Raw genomic sequence first — 14,574 nt, 5'->3', positions numbered from 1 at the left:
CGGAGGCCCCCATGCCCGTCCGACAGCTCCAGTTCCTCTTCCGCCTCACCCTCATCGGCTTCCTCGCCGGCGGCCTCCTCCTCGTCCTCGGCCAGACCCTGGGTCTCGTCGTCGGCGACGCCGGCTGGGTCGCCGCCGTGGAGGAGCACGCCGGACCGCCCACCTTCGTCGTCGCCGGCATCAGCGGACTGATCGCCTTCCTCCTGTCCTACCTGACACCCGAGGAAGCACCGGACAGCTCCGACCCGGCCAAGGAACTGCAGCCCGCCGGCAGCCATCACGCGTAGTCAAGGCGGGGGCCTGAGCCGCACAGGGGGGCGACCGCGCCTACCGACAGCGGCAGTCTGATAACTCTTATCGGACTACGGCACACCGAGTGCCACGCCGACTGCCACAGGAGACCCGCCGATGGCCACCACCTCCGCCAGCACCATGCGTTCGGTCGACCGGGCCCTGGATGTGCTGGGCGTCCTGGAGGACGCCCGTCTGCCCTTGCGTCTGAGTGACGTCGCCCGCCGTGCGGACCTCCACGTGGCCACCGCCCAGCGCATCCTGAACGTCCTGGTCGACCGCGGCTACGCGGCCAAGGAGGACACCGGCTACGTGGCCGGCCCCGCCGCCGTCGCCACCGCTCATGCCTTCCTGGTCAACAACCGGCTCACCCCCGTGGCCCTGCCCATCCTCCAGGAACTGGCCGCCACCACCGGCCTCACCCCGACCCTGTTCGTCCGCGTCGGAACCGCTCGCGTGCCCATCGCCCGCGTGGAGGGCCGCAACCCGCTCCGCTACCAACTGCCCATCGGAGACAAGCTGCCCCTCCACCTGGGCGCGGGAAAGGCATTGCTGGCCTGGCTGCCCGAGAACGAACAGGAGAGCTGTGTCGCCGCCGCCGTACCCTTCGCCCGGGCCTCCGGCCGGCAGGTCACCGCTGAGGATCTGATCACCGAACTGCGCGACATCAAGGAGAACGGATTCGCCCTGTCCCAGGACGAACGCGTCCTGGACGTCACTTCCGTCAGCGCCCCCGTCCTCAAGGACGGCCACCTGCTGGGCGCACTCAGCGTCGTCGGGCCCAGCAGCGACCTGCCCGAAACCGACCACGCCCGCATCATCACCGAAGTCCGCCACGCGGCGGGGGCCATCGCCGCCCGCTGCCCCTAAACCGAAGGCTCCCCCATGCCGCTCCTGCCGACCTACGACGAACTCCTCGGCCGTACCGACGGGCCCCCCGGGTCCAGCTGGCACCTCTTCGAGGACGAACCCGAACGCGGCATGGCCAACCTCGCCGGCTCCCAGCAGATCCTGCGCGCCGCGCAGTGCGTACGAGACGGCCGCGCCCTCAACCTCGACTACCCCCTCGACGCCTTCGACCCGCCCATGTCCAAGGCACGCGGCATTCCCCGGCACCGCATCACCGCCAAGCACGACCAGGCCCGCGACGACGTCCTGGACGACTTCCACCTCCAGGCGAGCACCCAGATCGACGGACTGCGCCACCGTCGCGCCTCCGGACACGGCTTCTACAACGGTGTCCCCGACGAGGACATCACCCCGCGCAGCCCACGCCTGGGCGTCCAGCTGTGGGCCGAGACACCGCTGGCCGGACGAGGACTGCTCATCGACATCGACGGCCTGCTGCGCGACCGCGGCACCCCGCTCGACCACGCCGCCGGCCCCGCCCTCACCCCGGACCTGCTCGACGCGGCACTGGACGCACAGGGTTCCCGAGTCGAAGACGGCGACCTCGTCCTCGTCCACACCGGCTGGGCCCAGTGGTACCTCACCACCGACCCCGCCACCCGCGCCGAAACGAGACAGTCGCGGCGCGCCACCGGTTTCGCCCAGTCCCGCGACTTCGCCGCCTGGTGCTGGGACCACCGCATCGCCCTGATGGCCACCGACACCTTCGCCGTGGAGGTCCTGCCCGTCCTGCCGGACAGCGACTTCCTGCACAGCGCGCCCGAGGACGCCGGCATGATGCACCAGGAACTGATCGCCAAACTCGGGCTCCCCCTGGGCGAGTTGTGGAACCTGACAGCCCTGGCGGCCGACTGCCGGGCCACCGGCCGCTGGGACAGTCTCCTGACGGTCAAACCACTGCACCTCACGGGTGGAGTCGGCTCACCCGCCAACGCCACGGCACTGCGGTAGCGGAGGACGGGACCTCCTTGATTCCGTATCCGAGGAGCGTCGGCAACGACTCGGCCACGTCGGCGCCGGCCTCCTCGGCCTCCTCGTCTTCCTCACCCGCGCCGGGCACCGCCACCGTCCCGCACAGCACCTGGTCATCGTCGCGATCTGACACCTGCCCCCCAGACAACCCCCGGTCACCCAAGGCATGAGCCGACCGCCGATCCCCTGGCGCCCAGGCTGCGGGATGCACGCGCATGCCCCGTGCCAAGCCGAAAAGAGTGACGCCTGCCCGTGGGAGTCCTCTCGGACTTTCCTGGGACTTCCGGCCGCATCAACCAGCACGAGCCGGAAACAACCGAAAGGGCATTCATACAGGTCAACGACTTGCGACGGCCAGACATCGCAGGTCACGACCTTGGCTGGTCCCTCCCGGGACATCTGAGCCACCGCGGCGGCGGCCTGCAAGACAGTACCTGCTGCCCAACGCAGCCAGATGGACGCAATGCTTCTCGCACGCACGTCGGGGGCCTCGTACGCTGGCCCTGCTCGGGGCTGTCCTGGAGGTCCGCCATGCCCCGAACGATCTGGTCCGGCGCGATCAGCTTCGGCCTGGTCACCGTGCCGATCCACGTGGTCGGCGCTACAGAGGATCACAGCATCCGGTTCCATCAGGTGCACCTGGAGGACATGTCCCGGGTACGGACGCGCAAGATCTGCGAGCTGGAGGACCGCGAGGTCCGCAGCGACGAGAATCGAGATCGTCGCCTTCATACCGTGGCAGTCGATCAACCCGCCGCATCCTTGGGTGCGCTCGGTCAGTGACCAGGGGCGAAAATGATCCTCAGCTACCAGGGAGTTCCACCAATATGTCCGGTTCGCTGACCATCCTTCGCACGCTCGGCACCCAGTCCTTCGCCGAAATCGGCGTGCCCTCGGCCGTGACCGTCAGCAAGGAGCGGGGACTCGTTGGTGTGGGCGGCGATCTGGGGTATCTGCAGTGGTCCGGGTGCGGGACCGCAACAGATCGATGGCGGCCATACCGGGTGGGGGTTTATGGCACGGACGATCTGCGATGCCGGTGGATCGCGGAGTCACGTTGGCCCGTGCATTGCCTTGCCTTTCACCCGGCGCTGCCGGTCGTTGCCATCGGGACCGGGTCGTACGACGGGGGTTACTTCTTCGAGGGCGAGCTGTTGCTGCTCGATCTGAGGTCCGGGCGGTTGACCTCGGTGATACGTGGCGCGCGTGAGGTGTTGCACGTGGCATGGCAGAGCCAGCAGGCGTTGCGGGTGGTCGTGGCCCCACCCGATGACTCCGACTCCGACGAGGCGCATACACATGGGTTCGAAGTGGTCATCGAGCGGTCCGACTGGAGTAATGTCGCTCAAGGGTCGGTTCAGCAGGAGGAACTGAGCGGGCGGTGGATCGAGTTCGAGCAGCTCACGAAGGAAGAGGCGACCCGCCAGGGCGTCGAGTCGCTTGCCATGCTGGCTGGCGAGCCGTGGTGGGAGCCGCGCCGGCAGGTGTGGGACGTCCACGGGTTGCAGGACGGACGGGTGCTGGCCTGTCTGGACGGCGTGCTGGCTGAGGCATGGCTGCCTGATGGGCGTCTGGAGTGGCGTGCTCCAGACCAGGAGGGCGGGCGGCAGCTCGTGGTCAGGGCCGGCGAGCTCGACGTCTGGGTCAACGTGGAGCGGAGGCGTGCGCGCTGGGTGGGCAGAGAACGAGTAGCCGAACCACCGCTCCTTGCCCGCGTGTCGCTCGCGGACGGGAAGGTGCTCGGCTCCCTCCCCGTCGGCTTTTCCACCGCGCTCACCACTCGTGACGACGGTTGGCTCGTGCTCCGCTCCACGGGCGGGGACCGGCGCGACTCAGAACCGGCCGCGCTGGTCAGCCCTACGGGAGAAACCCCGGAGGTACGCGTGCCACTGGGGGGATTCGACCTCTTCAATCACTCCTTTCCGATCCGTCACAGTCGGCAACTGCTCGTACTCCAGGGCGAGAAAAGAGAACCATGGCGGAACAAGTGGGTGGTTGCCGTCGACCCGGCCGGCCCGGACGCCGAGCCCGTGGTACGACGACTGTTCCCCCTCGACTGGGACACCAAGCACACCCGGCACCTCTTCGGCGGCCCGGGCATCGAGGTCGGCACCGGGGAGACGCGGGACCTGGTGCACGCGGGGTCTGTGCACGACGGTGCGGGCCTACTCCCCGGCAACGCCTTCGTCGTACGGCGGAGCCTCGGGGCCGGAGCCGCGCGTTGGGTGTTCACCGCCGACTTCCCGGCCACCGCCCTGGACGGGGACGAGGACACCATCTACGTCGCCTTCAACTCCGGTGAGCTGGTGGCACTGCGCACCTGGGACGGGACGGTGCTGTGGCGGCAGCGACTGGAGGTCGGCGGCCAGCCCGTGGTACCGCTGTCGCTCACGCTCATCTGCCCTGGGCGACTACTGATCGGCACGGTGGACGGGCGGGTCCTCGACTGTTCCGTGGCCGACTCGGCGGATCGATAGGAAGCATCTGCGGTGCGGCAGGCAATCCAGCAGATCAGTGGCCTGTTCGTTGACACGCGACTGCCGCCCCGGCTCGCTGGTGGCCGATCTCGGCTCATCGCGGCCGACTGCGGGGGAAATGCTGTGTCCTCGGACCAGAGCCTCGGTTGAGGATCTTGGTTGAGATCGTCAGACCGAGCGGAGACACTCGCGCCGGAGTCGGTGGGGTGTACGCACAGTGAGCGCGCTTCACGCTGCGGCGCAGGAAGAGGCCGGAATGACTATCGGCGCCCCAACAAGCGAACTGGATGAGCGGGTGCTGGGGCGCCGGTGGGCGGTGCGTCTGCACGTGGCCGATCGGGCAGTGCGGCGGTGCGTGCTTCTCGTGTGTGTCTGGCGCGCTCGGGGTGCCGTTCTCACTCTGCCTGGGAGCGGAGCTCCTCGTTGATGCGCCGGGCTTCTTCGAGCTGGTCTTCGAGGACGATGATCCGGCAGGCGGCTTCGACGGCGGTGCCGGCGTCGACGAGTTCGCGGGCGCGGGCGGCGATGCGCAGCTGGTAACGGGAGTAGCGGCGGTGGCCGCCCTCGGAGCGCAGGGGGGTGATCAGGCGGTGCTCGCCCAGGGAGCGGAGGAAGGCGGGGGTGGTGCCGAGCATGTCGGCGGCCCGGCCCATGGTGTAGGCGGGGTAGTCGTCGTCATCGAGAGGGACGGCGGGGCGGGTACTGCGAGGGGGCATAGACCTCTTCTTCCGGGGGACGCGTCGAGGGGCCCGGGCGCCGAAGGGCGCCCGGGCCCCGAGCTTTCAACACCATCTGCCGGCTGACGTACGCCGGCCTTCTTCTTCCGCTGCGGTCCGCCTGGGAGGGCGGGGCTGCGGGGATCGCGGCTGCGTGACCGGGGACCACCTTCCAATCCGGGGTCTGCGGTACCCGGGCGGACTGCTTCCTCGCCCGGGCGATCCTGATGGCGTTCTGCTCCTTACTTGTTTCGGTTGATCCGTCTGTACTGCTGGGTTACGCGGTACTGCTGTGCGGCCCCTGGGGCCGCCCGGCCCGGCAGCCAGTGGAGGAACCCGTCACTTCCGGCTCCGCCGCTCCGCTGCCGTGCCGCTCCTTCGACCTGTTGCACGGCAGTTCATGTCTGCCGTGCCCATCGACTTCTGGGCTACAACGAAAACACTAGCCTCCACCGACAGCAATGTCTACAGCGACCGCAACAGATTTACTCCATCCGAGGAGCCCAGGGTTCTGTCTCCTTTGCACCCGGAAGAGGTACCTGACTGGTTGAAGACCGACCGCGGGGGCACAAGCCCGACTCAGTGGTGCAACCGACCAGGCGGACGTCCGCCAAAAAGACCGCGCCGAAGAAGACAACCGCCCGCAAGCCGAGCCGCAGCGCCTGCCCCCCACCCCCACCCGCGCCGCAGGACTGCCCGGCATGAGTCTCGCTGCGTCGGGTGGTCAATTCGCTGTGCCTTGGCAAGCAGCGTCCATAGTGTTCCTGCATGACGACGGATGAGAGTGAGCGCGCCGTGCAGGCGGCCATTGACGGGGAGATGGAGCTTCTCGATCCCGAGGTGCGTGCTTCCCCGGCCCGTGTCCTGGGGCTTCTGGATCCGGAGTTCACCGAGATCGGGGCTTCCGGACGCCGGTGGGACGTGGAGTCGATCCTCACGGTGACGAGCGGCGGCTCGGTGTCCCCGGAGTCTCCGGTCAAGGTCAGCGAAATGTCCGGCGTCGCGCTTACTCCGGGCATCGTTCACCTGACCTACTTCGCCGACCACCAGGGCCGCCGGGCATGGCGGAGCTCTGTGTGGCGTCTGACGGAGACGGGCTGGCGGATGTACTTCCACCAGGGCACTTTGACCGGTTGAGCGGGTGGGACCGCCGCCGGCGAGGCGGTAGGAGTCACCACCGGTCTCGATGATCGTGCCATTGAAGGTGAGCCGGTCGACGACGGCCACGCAGAGGCGGGGATCCTCGTCAGCCACGCCCCGCCACTCCCCGCAGCGATCACCCGTCACCCTCACCCCTCGAGGTAGCCGAGCCCCACATCGGGCCGGCACGCCCCGCACGCCCTGACCCAGCACGCAATCGGCCTCGAAACGCACGGATGGTCAGGCACAAGGCCGGTGGCTCGGCTCATCCTGCGACGATCAGTACGGTTGGGCGGCCGGGCGCGGATCGTCAGCGGGTGTCCGTCAGGCCGCCGGTGATGGCGATGACCTCGCCGACGGTGAAGCTGGAGTCGGCGTCGGATGCCAGGTGGACGTAGGCCGGTGCCACCTCCTCCGGCTGGGCGACCCTCCCCATGGGGGCCGAGCTGCCGAGGTTGGTCAGGTAGTCGTCCGGGAACCGCTGTCCTGCCAGGTTGAGCACCGTCCAGGTGGGGCCCGGGGAGACGACGTTGGCGCGGACGCCGCGCTCGGCGAGGTGGGAGGCGATGGACTTGGTGAAGACCACCATGGCCGCCTTCGAGGCGGCGTAATCCATCATCATCTCGCTGCCCTTGAGCGCCTCCTCGGACGCGGTGGCGATCACGGCGTCGCCGTGGGACAGGTGCGGCAGGGCCGCCATGACCAGGTGGAAGTAGGCGTAGACGTTCGTCTTGAAGACCCGGTCGAAGTCCTCCGCGGCCAGGTCGGACAGGCTGTTCTGGCTGTTGAGGTAGGCGGCGTTGCTCACCAGGACGTTGAGACCGCCCAGCTCCCCCACGGTGCGCTCGACGACGGCCGCGCAGAACGCCGGATCGCACAGGTCGCCCGGTAGCAGCAGACACGTGCGGCCCTCCTTTTCGACCGCCTCCTGGGTCTTGTCGGCGTCGCGCTGCTCTTCGGGCAGGTACACGATGGCGACGTCGGCTCCCTCACGGGCGTAGAGCACGGCGACCGCCCGGCCGATACCCGAGTCACCTCCGGTGATCAGTGCCACCTTCCCGGCGAGTTTCCCGGAGCCTCGGTAGTTCGGGGCGTGGTAGCGCGGGCGCACCTCCATCAGTTCTTCCAGGCCGGGGCGCTGCTGGCGCTGGAAGCGGTAGGGCGGAGTGATCTCCGCCTCTTCCTGCGGCATCGCCGGACGGTCGAGCGGTCCGTTGCCCTTGCCGTTGCTTTCCTCCACCACTGGCCTCCCACGTGCTCGGTACTCGGTTGGTGCCCCTCGCCGCCGAACGGCATCTCCCCTTCGCCTGTCCTTGGCGCGTGCACCCAAACGGCGAGCGGGCAAGACCCGCTCCCTTGCCGTGACTGATGGCCAGGTCGGGGAAGCGTCCGCGTCGTTTGTAGTGGCTGGTAGTGGGCCTGGTGCTGACGTCGTCGGCGCCGGTGTGACCAGTGCAGGGTGTGCTCAGCGAGTATGGGGCGTCGGTCGGTGAGGCGGGTAATCAGTCGTCGTATCTCGGCGAGGTGGATGACCTGGGAAACCCGTTTCTGCTTTCCCTGCATCCAGCCGGAAGACGTCGGCCGCGTCCCGCCAGGCCGCGCGCGTCTCACCGCCAGGGGATGCCACGTAACGGGCACGCGCCGCCTCAGCCTGCCGCTCCGGTCCACTCGGGTAAGGCCTCTTCACGGCCTTACGTCGTGTCCCGCCGGGCTGACATCGCCGTTGGTCAGGTTGTCGATGTGCAGTTGTCCAGGGGCATGACCGGGTAGCAGCCTGGGGGATTCGTATAGACCTTGCCGTTGACCCGCAGGGTGCCCTGCGCGGCTTGGGCAGAGCCGACCGCGGGGGCCTCCCGTTCGGGTACGCCCGTCAGCTCGTCGTCCAGGGGCGCAGCTTCTCGGGATTGGCGACGGCCCAGAAGTTCCTGATGCGGTCCCCGGCGACTTGGAACGCGATGACCACCGTGGTGACACCGCCGCGCTCGACGACCAGGCCGGGCTGACCGTTGACCGTGCGTTCCACGATCGTCAGGTCGTCCGCCGTCGCGGTGACGGCCACCAGGTACCGCGCGATCTGCTCGTTGCCCACGACGGGACGGGGCGCTGCGCTGGCCAGGCCTCCGCCGTCGGCGACCCCCGTGGCGTCGGGGTCGAGCAGGTCGATAAGGGCCGCGATGTCCTTGGCCTCCCACGCGAGTTTGAAGTCTCTGACGAGAGCGGCCTGCCGCGATGCCCGGGCCGCCGACACTTCGGACGCGCGGAGACGGCGGCGGGCCGCGGAGGCCAGCTGTCGGCAGGCCCCCGGCGTACGGCCGACGATCTCGGCCACTTCGGCGAAGGGATAGCCGAAGACGTCATGGAGGATGAACGCGACGCGCTCGGCCGGCGTCATCGCGTCGAGCAGGACGAGGAAGGCCATGGTGACCGACTCGTCGAGCGTCACACGGTCAGCCGGGTCGGTGGCGGCTCCGCCCGGCCTCCCGCCGGACCACTCCGCGCGATCGGGCAACGGCTCGGGGATCCACTCGCCCACATACCTCTCGCGCCGCGCCCGCGCCGAGCCGAGCTGGTCGAGGCAGATGCGGCCGGCCACCCTGGTCAGCCACCCGCCTGGCGACTTGATGCCCTCCTGCTGCTCCTGGGTCAGGGTGTACCAGCGGGCGTACGTCTCCTGCACGACATCCTCGGCGTCGGCCAGAGAGCCCAGCAGTCGGTAGGCGAGATTGGTGAGCCGACGTCGCTCGCTCATGATGGTGCTCAGAGTCGAGTCGAGGCGAACGCCTCCCGGCTCGGTTTCAATGCTCATGTCTCGCCACTCCTTCGGTCGCGTCCGGCCAGGCCACACCGGTATGACGACGCAGCCCCTCCGGATGTGAGGTGACGTGCCGACCTCACATCCGCTGGGGCCGCGTCGTCATACCGGTAAGAACGTCGACTCACGTACGGCCGTTCCACGGTGGAACGGCCCTGTGGGGAGGGGAGAGAGCATGGAAGCCCGTTTGAACCTGTTCGCCCAGCCGGTGGCGGCCCAGTTCCTGAAGTACGTCGCCGCGGCGGGCAAGGCCGTGTCGGATTCGACGCTGTCGGCCACCACGCAGGAGCTGGTGCGCATCCGCGCCAGCCAGATCAACGGCTGCGGATTCTGTCTTGACATGCACACCAAGGAGGCCGCGCACGCCGGAGAGAGCGCGGTGCGCCTCCACCTGGTCGCGACCTGGCGGGAGGCGTCGGTCTTCACCGACGCGGAGCGAGCGGCCCTGGAGCTGACCGAGCAGGGCACCCGCGTCGCCGACGCGGCCGGTGGCGTCACCGACGAGGCCTGGGCCGACGCCGCGCTGCACTACGACGAGGAACAGCTCTCGGCCCTGGTGTGCCTCATCGCCGTCATGAACACCTTCAACCGCCTCAACGTCATCGTCCAGCGACCCGCCGGCGACTACCAGCCCGGCCAATGGGCCCAGTGGGCCTAGGAGACCCGATACGCCACCCGAGCCACGGACAGAAGGGAACTTCGCAGTGACAAGGCTGCGCGTCCTCACGTTGAACGTGTGGAACACCCGGGGAGACTGCGCCGCGCGCATGGCACTGATCAACGCTGAGCTACGGCGACGCGCTCCGGACCTCGTCGCGTTCCAGGAGGTCATGCCCGGTCAACTGGACCAATTGATCGCCGGCACCGGGCTGCACGGTACCGACCAGTCGCAGGTGTCCATGGCGGCGCCGCCCTTCGCTGATCGGTACGGCGGCACGGCGATCGCGACCCGATGGCCGCATCGCATCGTCGAAGTCCTCGACCAGCGGGGCACGGACGCGCCCGACGTGCCGTGGCTCACGCTGGCGGCCCACGTGCCGCTGCCGGATCTGGGCGAGGTGCTGTTCGTCGCCCCCACGACCTCGTTCCGGCTCGACATGGAGGCGGCACGCGAGCGTCAGGTGCTCGCCCTGAGCGACCTGGACGCCCGGCACCGGACGGCTTTGCCCACGATCATGGCCGGTGACTTCAACGCGGACCCGGACACAGCCGGCATCCGTTACCTGACCGGCCGGCAGTCGCTCGCAGGACGCAGTACGCACTATCACGACGCGTGGGAGGTCGCGGGTTCCGGGCCCGGCCACACCTGGTCCACGGACAACCCCAACGCGTCCGAGGACATCGCTCGTCTGGTGCGCCAGCCACGGCACCACCGTCGACTCGACTACGTCCTCGTCGGCTCGCCACACGCTCATCCGCACACCTTGGCCCACGTTGTCGACGCCAGGCGCGTGTTCGACGAACCCAGCGACGGTGTGTGGGCCAGTGACCACTACGGTGTCGTCGTCGATCTGGACCTGGGAGTAATTCACTGACCCGGTCACGAGTCACTGTCGACCGCGCAGGCGGCAAGGCGCCGCATCCGCATCCCTGACGCCTTCTTCCCACACAGGAGCATCCCAGCATGTCCATCACCTCCCTACCCGCCGAACTGTCAGGCAACTACCTCCTCGACACCACACGTACGCGCGTCGGTTTCATCGCCCGGCACACCATGTCCACCAGGGTGCACGGGCGGTTCGAGGAGTTCGAGGGCAACGCGTACCTGGACGTCGGCCACCCGTCGAAGTCCGAGATACGGCTGACGGTCCGGACGCGGAGCATCCGGACCGGCAAGCCGCAGCGCGACGATCTGCTCAGCGGCAAGTTCCTGGACGCCGACGGCCACCCGACTCTCACCTTCGTCTCGACCAGGGTGGAGCAGGCCGAGGAGAACGTCTTCAGGGTCACCGGCGATCTGACCATCCGCACCGTGACCAGGCCGGTCACCGTTGTGTTCACGCTGACCGGCACGGAGACCGGACCCCGGGGAGACTGCCGGATCGGCGCCCGGGGCAGCGCCACCATCGACCGCAACGATTGGGGTGTGAACTGGAACGCCATGACCACGGCCATGGTCAGCCCCAAAGTCACCCTCGACTTCGACGTCTCCGCGGTCCGGCAGCCCTGACGGGGCCCACTGGCCCACTCCCCCGGCCGCGGTTGTCCGCGGCGGCCGTCCCCGGGGCGGTCCCGAGCCGCCCGCACACCCGAGGTCCGTGCGCCGGGCGTAGGCGCGGTCCCGTTGGCTGTCGGCGTCCTCAGCCAACGGGACCGTGGCCGTCAACCGTGGCGAGCGAGGTGCTCCTTGAGCGAGAACCCCTTGGCCATGGCCTCCTCCGGTGTCAACCCGACTCTCCTCCCCAGAAGTCGCCGGGCCGCCAGGTGATCGGTGGGACGGTTCACGGACTCGACCGTCAGCAGCGTCCGCCCTCGGAAGAGGAGTACGGAGAACGCGTCGGGGTCGTCGCCGAGCACCACCTCGGTGTCGTGTCCCTCGTCGACTCCCGCGATCTGCACGGTCGTCGAGAACTGGTCGCTCCAGAACCACGGCAGTCGATCGTAGGGGCCGGCCGCCCCGGTCAGCCGTGCGGCGACCGACTCGGCGTGGCCGACGGCGTTCTGCACGGATTCCAGCCGCGACAGGTTCCCGGAGTGCACCTGGGGAAATGCCGCGCAGTCACCGATGGCGGAGATGTGCGGATCCGCGGTCAGCAGGCGGGAGTCGGTGACGATGCCGTCGCCCACCGGGAGGCCGGCCGAAGTGGCCAGGTCCGTGCACGGACCGACCCCGACACCGACCAGGACCAGATCCGCCGGCAGCACGTCGGCGCCGTCCAGTTCGACCGCCGTCACCTGTCCCCGGCCGTCCCCCCGCAGTGCCGCGACGACCCGGCCGAACAGGAACCGGGTGCCTCGCTGGTGGTGCAGCCGGGTGAAGCACTCGGCGGTCCGCGCCGAGACGACCCGGGCGAGTGGGCGGTCCCGTGCCTCGATGACTGTCACCTCGCAGCCCGACGTGCGCGCCGCGGCGGCGAATTCGAGGCCGATGAACCCGGCCCCGACCACCACGACATGCCGGACCGCTTGGAGGCCTTTCCGCAGTGCCGCGGCATTCCGTTCGGTCCGCAGGGTGTGCACACCGCGCAGCCCGGCACCCGGCACGTCGAGCATCCGCGGCCGGGCCCCGGTGGCCACCACCAGGTGGCCGTACGCGTACGCGGTGCCGTCGGCCAGGCGGACCGTACGGCCGGCCGGGTCGATCTCCGTCACGGTTCCCTGGACCAGGTCGATCGACTGGCGCACGTAGTACGTCGCGGGCCGCAGCCACAACTGGGCGCTGTCCGACCTGCCCATGAGGTACGCCTTGGACAACGGCGGCCGTTCGTACGGCAGCGCGTCCTCGGCGCTGATGAGAGTGACGCGTCCCCGGTACCCGTACTCGCGCAGGGACGCCGCCGTCTGGAAACCGCCCTGCCCTGCCCCCACGACGACGACGGACGCGGGCCACGCTCGGTCCGTCATCAGTTCTGCCGTTCGGGAAGGCGGACGATCAGGCCGTCCATGGTGTCGGTCACCTGGAGCCGGCAGCTCAGCCGGCTGTTGGGCCGGCGGGCGGAGGCGGTGAAGTCGAGCATGTCGTCCTCGGCGGCCTGCGCCGTCTCCAGCCTGTCGAGGAAGTCTTCGTCCACGTAGACGTGGCAGGTGGCGCACTGCAGGTTGCCTCCGCACTGGGCGACGATGCCGTCGACGTCGTTGAAGACCGCGCCGCGCATGACGCTCGTGCCGACGGGGACGTCGACCGTCCGCTCGGAACCGTCGACGGCGACATAGGTGATTTTGGGCATGACGGAACTCCTCGATGACGTCCGGCCGCGCGCGAGCGCGCTCCGGCTCGAACGCCGGTCAAGTGGTGATCGGTGGGATGCGCAGCCGGATGGTCGGTCGGGGACGCGACACCCTTACCGACTCACCATCACGCACTGGCCGTTCGGACGACGCGACGTCCTCGGCCAGGGTTACGGCGGCGCGATGGAACGTACCAGGCGAGTTCCCGGCGCGCCAGAGCCGGCCGCCAATCGGCCCGTCAGGACGGGTCGTGTGCGCGATCGCGAGGCAGGCGGGGCAGACGGTGGGTCATGAAGGGACGGCTGGTGATGAACTCCCGCAGGCGCTGGGCCGCTTCGGACAGGTAGGCGTCCCGGTTCCACACCAGGGTGAGCACCCGTCGGCAGTGGGGCGCGTCCAGATGCACCCAGGCGACCGGGACCCGCGTCTCCGTACCGGCTTGGCGGGACACCGCCGGGATCAGGCCGATACCGAGGCCGACACTGATCATGTCCTGGCTGACCCCCGGTTCGTCGCTCTCGCAGGACAGCAGTGGTGTGAGCCCTTCGGCCGCGAACAGACGGTCCAGGAGGGCTCGTTGCCAGTGTCCCGGCCGCGTGGTGACGAAGGGCTCGTCGGCGATCTCGCGGATGGTCACGCTCTCCCGCCCGTCGAGCCGGTGCCCGCACGGAACCGCGAGCAGTACCTCTTCGCGGGCGAGCTCGATCGATTCCAGGTCCGGGCCGGTCAGCTGCTGCGAGGCGACACAGAAGTCGACCTCACCGGCGCGGAGTTGGCGGTCCATCTCCTCGGCGTTCGACTGGTAGAGCCGGACGTCGGCACGGGGGTAGGAGGCCCGGAAGCTGCCGAGGAGCGACGTGATCGTCAGCAGCGTCTCGGAGGCCACCCGAACCTGGCCGAGTCCCAGGTCGCGGGCCTCACGGACGGCCCTGCGGCCGTCGTCGAGTTCGCTCAGGGCGCGGTCGACATGGCGCAGGAACAGCGCGCCGTACTGGTTGAGCCGGATGCGGCGGCCCTGTCGGTCGAAGAGCGGGGAGCCGAGTTCGGCCTCCAGGCGCGCGATGGTGCGGCTGACCGAGGGTTGGGCGACGCGCAGCTCCTCCGCGGCGCGGCTGATGTGCTCGTATCGGGCGACGATCTGGAAGTAGCGCAGCTGCAGAAGATCCACGACCCACCTCCCCTCATGCCTTCAGAGGCATCATCGCATGGCGAAAGTGGTCTTGGAAATGCATAAGCACTTCTCTCTACGGTCTTCAGCGGGGTCACCGCACAGGTGACGGGCAACGGCGCCCGGTGTCTGTACGCGATGCGGGGCCCCATCACCAGCCTGACCATTCACCCTGCCACTCGTCCCTCATCAGGGAGGTCG

Annotated in this window: 14 protein-coding genes and 2 pseudogenes; 9 read left to right on the top strand and 7 right to left on the bottom strand. The window is 69.1% G+C overall.

The window, feature by feature from the left end; translation table 11 throughout:
- Window positions 1-11: 11 nt before the first annotated feature.
- From ACIGO6_RS33735 to ACIGO6_RS33715, 5 genes and pseudogenes are all read left to right on the top strand, one after another.
- The gene (locus ACIGO6_RS33735; RefSeq protein WP_399883020.1) at window positions 12-287 is read left to right on the top strand and encodes a hypothetical protein; all 276 of its coding nucleotides are present in this window, start codon (window positions 12-14) and stop codon (window positions 285-287) included.
- A 121-nt stretch (window positions 288-408) separates the two neighbouring features.
- A complete protein-coding gene (locus ACIGO6_RS33730; protein WP_399883018.1) occupies window positions 409-1,161 on the top strand; it encodes an IclR family transcriptional regulator in 753 nt (250 codons plus the stop codon).
- 15 nt (window positions 1,162-1,176) lie between these two features.
- The gene (locus ACIGO6_RS33725; protein ID WP_399883016.1) at window positions 1,177-2,151 is read left to right on the top strand and encodes a cyclase family protein; all 975 of its coding nucleotides are present in this window, start codon (window positions 1,177-1,179) and stop codon (window positions 2,149-2,151) included.
- A gap of 552 nt (window positions 2,152-2,703) precedes the next feature.
- A pseudogene (locus tag ACIGO6_RS33720) lies at window positions 2,704-2,883 on the top strand (Ku protein); the annotation flags it as partial.
- Between the two features lie 509 nt (window positions 2,884-3,392).
- Entirely contained in the window at window positions 3,393-4,649 is a 1,257-nt protein-coding gene (locus ACIGO6_RS33715; protein WP_399883014.1) for a hypothetical protein, read from the top strand.
- 395 nt (window positions 4,650-5,044) lie between these two features.
- Here the strand turns inward: ACIGO6_RS33715 and ACIGO6_RS33710 are convergent, their stop codons facing one another.
- Window positions 5,045-5,365, bottom strand: a complete 321-nt coding sequence (locus ACIGO6_RS33710; protein ID WP_399883012.1) for a MerR family transcriptional regulator — start codon at window positions 5,363-5,365, stop codon at window positions 5,045-5,047.
- 768 nt (window positions 5,366-6,133) lie between these two features.
- On the opposite strand from ACIGO6_RS33710, the gene ACIGO6_RS33705 reads away from it, so the two are divergent.
- Window positions 6,134-6,502 carry a DUF4440 domain-containing protein gene (locus tag ACIGO6_RS33705; protein WP_399883010.1) on the top strand — a complete coding sequence of 123 codons (369 nt, stop codon included), beginning with the start codon at window positions 6,134-6,136 and terminating at the stop codon, window positions 6,500-6,502.
- Between the two features lie 18 nt (window positions 6,503-6,520).
- On the opposite strand, the pseudogene ACIGO6_RS33700 reads toward ACIGO6_RS33705, so the two are convergent.
- The 3 genes and pseudogenes from ACIGO6_RS33700 to sigJ form a co-directional block, all read right to left on the bottom strand.
- Window positions 6,521-6,607: pseudogene (locus ACIGO6_RS33700) on the bottom strand (AAA family ATPase); the annotation flags it as partial.
- A 208-nt stretch (window positions 6,608-6,815) separates the two neighbouring features.
- A complete protein-coding gene (locus ACIGO6_RS33695) occupies window positions 6,816-7,745 on the bottom strand; it encodes an SDR family oxidoreductase (protein ID WP_399883008.1) in 930 nt (309 codons plus the stop codon).
- Between the two features lie 630 nt (window positions 7,746-8,375).
- The gene (gene sigJ, locus ACIGO6_RS33690) at window positions 8,376-9,311 is read right to left on the bottom strand and encodes an RNA polymerase sigma factor SigJ (RefSeq protein WP_399883006.1); all 936 of its coding nucleotides are present in this window, start codon (window positions 9,309-9,311) and stop codon (window positions 8,376-8,378) included.
- Between the two features lie 181 nt (window positions 9,312-9,492).
- Here sigJ and ACIGO6_RS33685 point away from each other — a divergent pair, with 181 nt between their 5' ends.
- The 3 genes from ACIGO6_RS33685 (at window position 9,493) to ACIGO6_RS33675 (ending at window position 11,487) form a co-directional block, all read left to right on the top strand.
- Window positions 9,493-9,975, top strand: a complete 483-nt coding sequence (locus ACIGO6_RS33685) for a carboxymuconolactone decarboxylase family protein (protein WP_399883004.1) — start codon at window positions 9,493-9,495, stop codon at window positions 9,973-9,975.
- 46 nt (window positions 9,976-10,021) lie between these two features.
- On the top strand, window positions 10,022-10,852 hold the full coding sequence (locus tag ACIGO6_RS33680) for an endonuclease/exonuclease/phosphatase family protein (protein ID WP_399883002.1): 831 nt from the start codon (window positions 10,022-10,024) through the stop codon (window positions 10,850-10,852).
- A gap of 89 nt (window positions 10,853-10,941) precedes the next feature.
- Entirely contained in the window at window positions 10,942-11,487 is a 546-nt protein-coding gene (locus tag ACIGO6_RS33675; protein WP_399883000.1) for a YceI family protein, read from the top strand.
- 152 nt (window positions 11,488-11,639) lie between these two features.
- Here the strand turns inward: ACIGO6_RS33675 and ACIGO6_RS33670 are convergent, their stop codons facing one another.
- The 3 genes from ACIGO6_RS33670 to ACIGO6_RS33660 all read right to left on the bottom strand — a co-directional run bounded on the left by ACIGO6_RS33670 (window position 11,640) and on the right by ACIGO6_RS33660 (window position 14,373).
- Window positions 11,640-12,881, bottom strand: coding sequence for an NAD(P)/FAD-dependent oxidoreductase (locus tag ACIGO6_RS33670; RefSeq protein ID WP_399882998.1), 1,242 nt, complete (start codon window positions 12,879-12,881; stop codon window positions 11,640-11,642).
- Window positions 12,881-13,204, bottom strand: coding sequence for a 2Fe-2S iron-sulfur cluster-binding protein (locus ACIGO6_RS33665; RefSeq protein ID WP_399882996.1), 324 nt, complete (start codon window positions 13,202-13,204; stop codon window positions 12,881-12,883). The genes ACIGO6_RS33670 and ACIGO6_RS33665 overlap by 1 nt, the downstream gene beginning before the upstream one ends.
- Before the next feature lie 239 nt (window positions 13,205-13,443).
- Complete coding sequence (locus ACIGO6_RS33660) at window positions 13,444-14,373, bottom strand: LysR family transcriptional regulator (RefSeq protein WP_399882994.1); 930 nt, start codon at window positions 14,371-14,373, stop codon at window positions 13,444-13,446.
- Window positions 14,374-14,574 lie beyond the last annotated feature (201 nt).

Source organism: Streptomyces sp. NPDC053750, assembly GCF_044544295.1.
GTDB lineage: Bacteria > Actinomycetota > Actinomycetes > Streptomycetales > Streptomycetaceae > Streptomyces.
Note: the sequence above shows the minus strand (reverse complement) of the source record. Positions and strands in the feature narration are given on the sequence as shown.

Excerpts from the sequence above, each read along its gene's own strand:
- ACIGO6_RS33735 (WP_399883020.1), top strand. The coding sequence starts at position 12 with ATGCCCGTCCGACAGCTCCAGTTCCTCTTCCGCCTCACCCTCATCGGC.
- sigJ (WP_399883006.1), bottom strand. The coding sequence starts at position 9,311 with ATGAGCATTGAAACCGAGCCGGGAGGCGTTCGCCTCGACTCGACTCTG.
- ACIGO6_RS33725 (WP_399883016.1), top strand. The coding sequence starts at position 1,177 with ATGCCGCTCCTGCCGACCTACGACGAACTCCTCGGCCGTACCGACGGG.
- ACIGO6_RS33670 (WP_399882998.1), bottom strand. The coding sequence starts at position 12,881 with ATGACGGACCGAGCGTGGCCCGCGTCCGTCGTCGTCGTGGGGGCAGGG.
- ACIGO6_RS33710 (WP_399883012.1), bottom strand. The coding sequence starts at position 5,365 with ATGCCCCCTCGCAGTACCCGCCCCGCCGTCCCTCTCGATGACGACGAC.
- ACIGO6_RS33730 (WP_399883018.1), top strand. The coding sequence starts at position 409 with ATGGCCACCACCTCCGCCAGCACCATGCGTTCGGTCGACCGGGCCCTG.
- ACIGO6_RS33665 (WP_399882996.1), bottom strand. The coding sequence starts at position 13,204 with ATGCCCAAAATCACCTATGTCGCCGTCGACGGTTCCGAGCGGACGGTC.
- ACIGO6_RS33675 (WP_399883000.1), top strand. The coding sequence starts at position 10,942 with ATGTCCATCACCTCCCTACCCGCCGAACTGTCAGGCAACTACCTCCTC.
- ACIGO6_RS33685 (WP_399883004.1), top strand. The coding sequence starts at position 9,493 with ATGGAAGCCCGTTTGAACCTGTTCGCCCAGCCGGTGGCGGCCCAGTTC.
- ACIGO6_RS33705 (WP_399883010.1), top strand. The coding sequence starts at position 6,134 with ATGACGACGGATGAGAGTGAGCGCGCCGTGCAGGCGGCCATTGACGGG.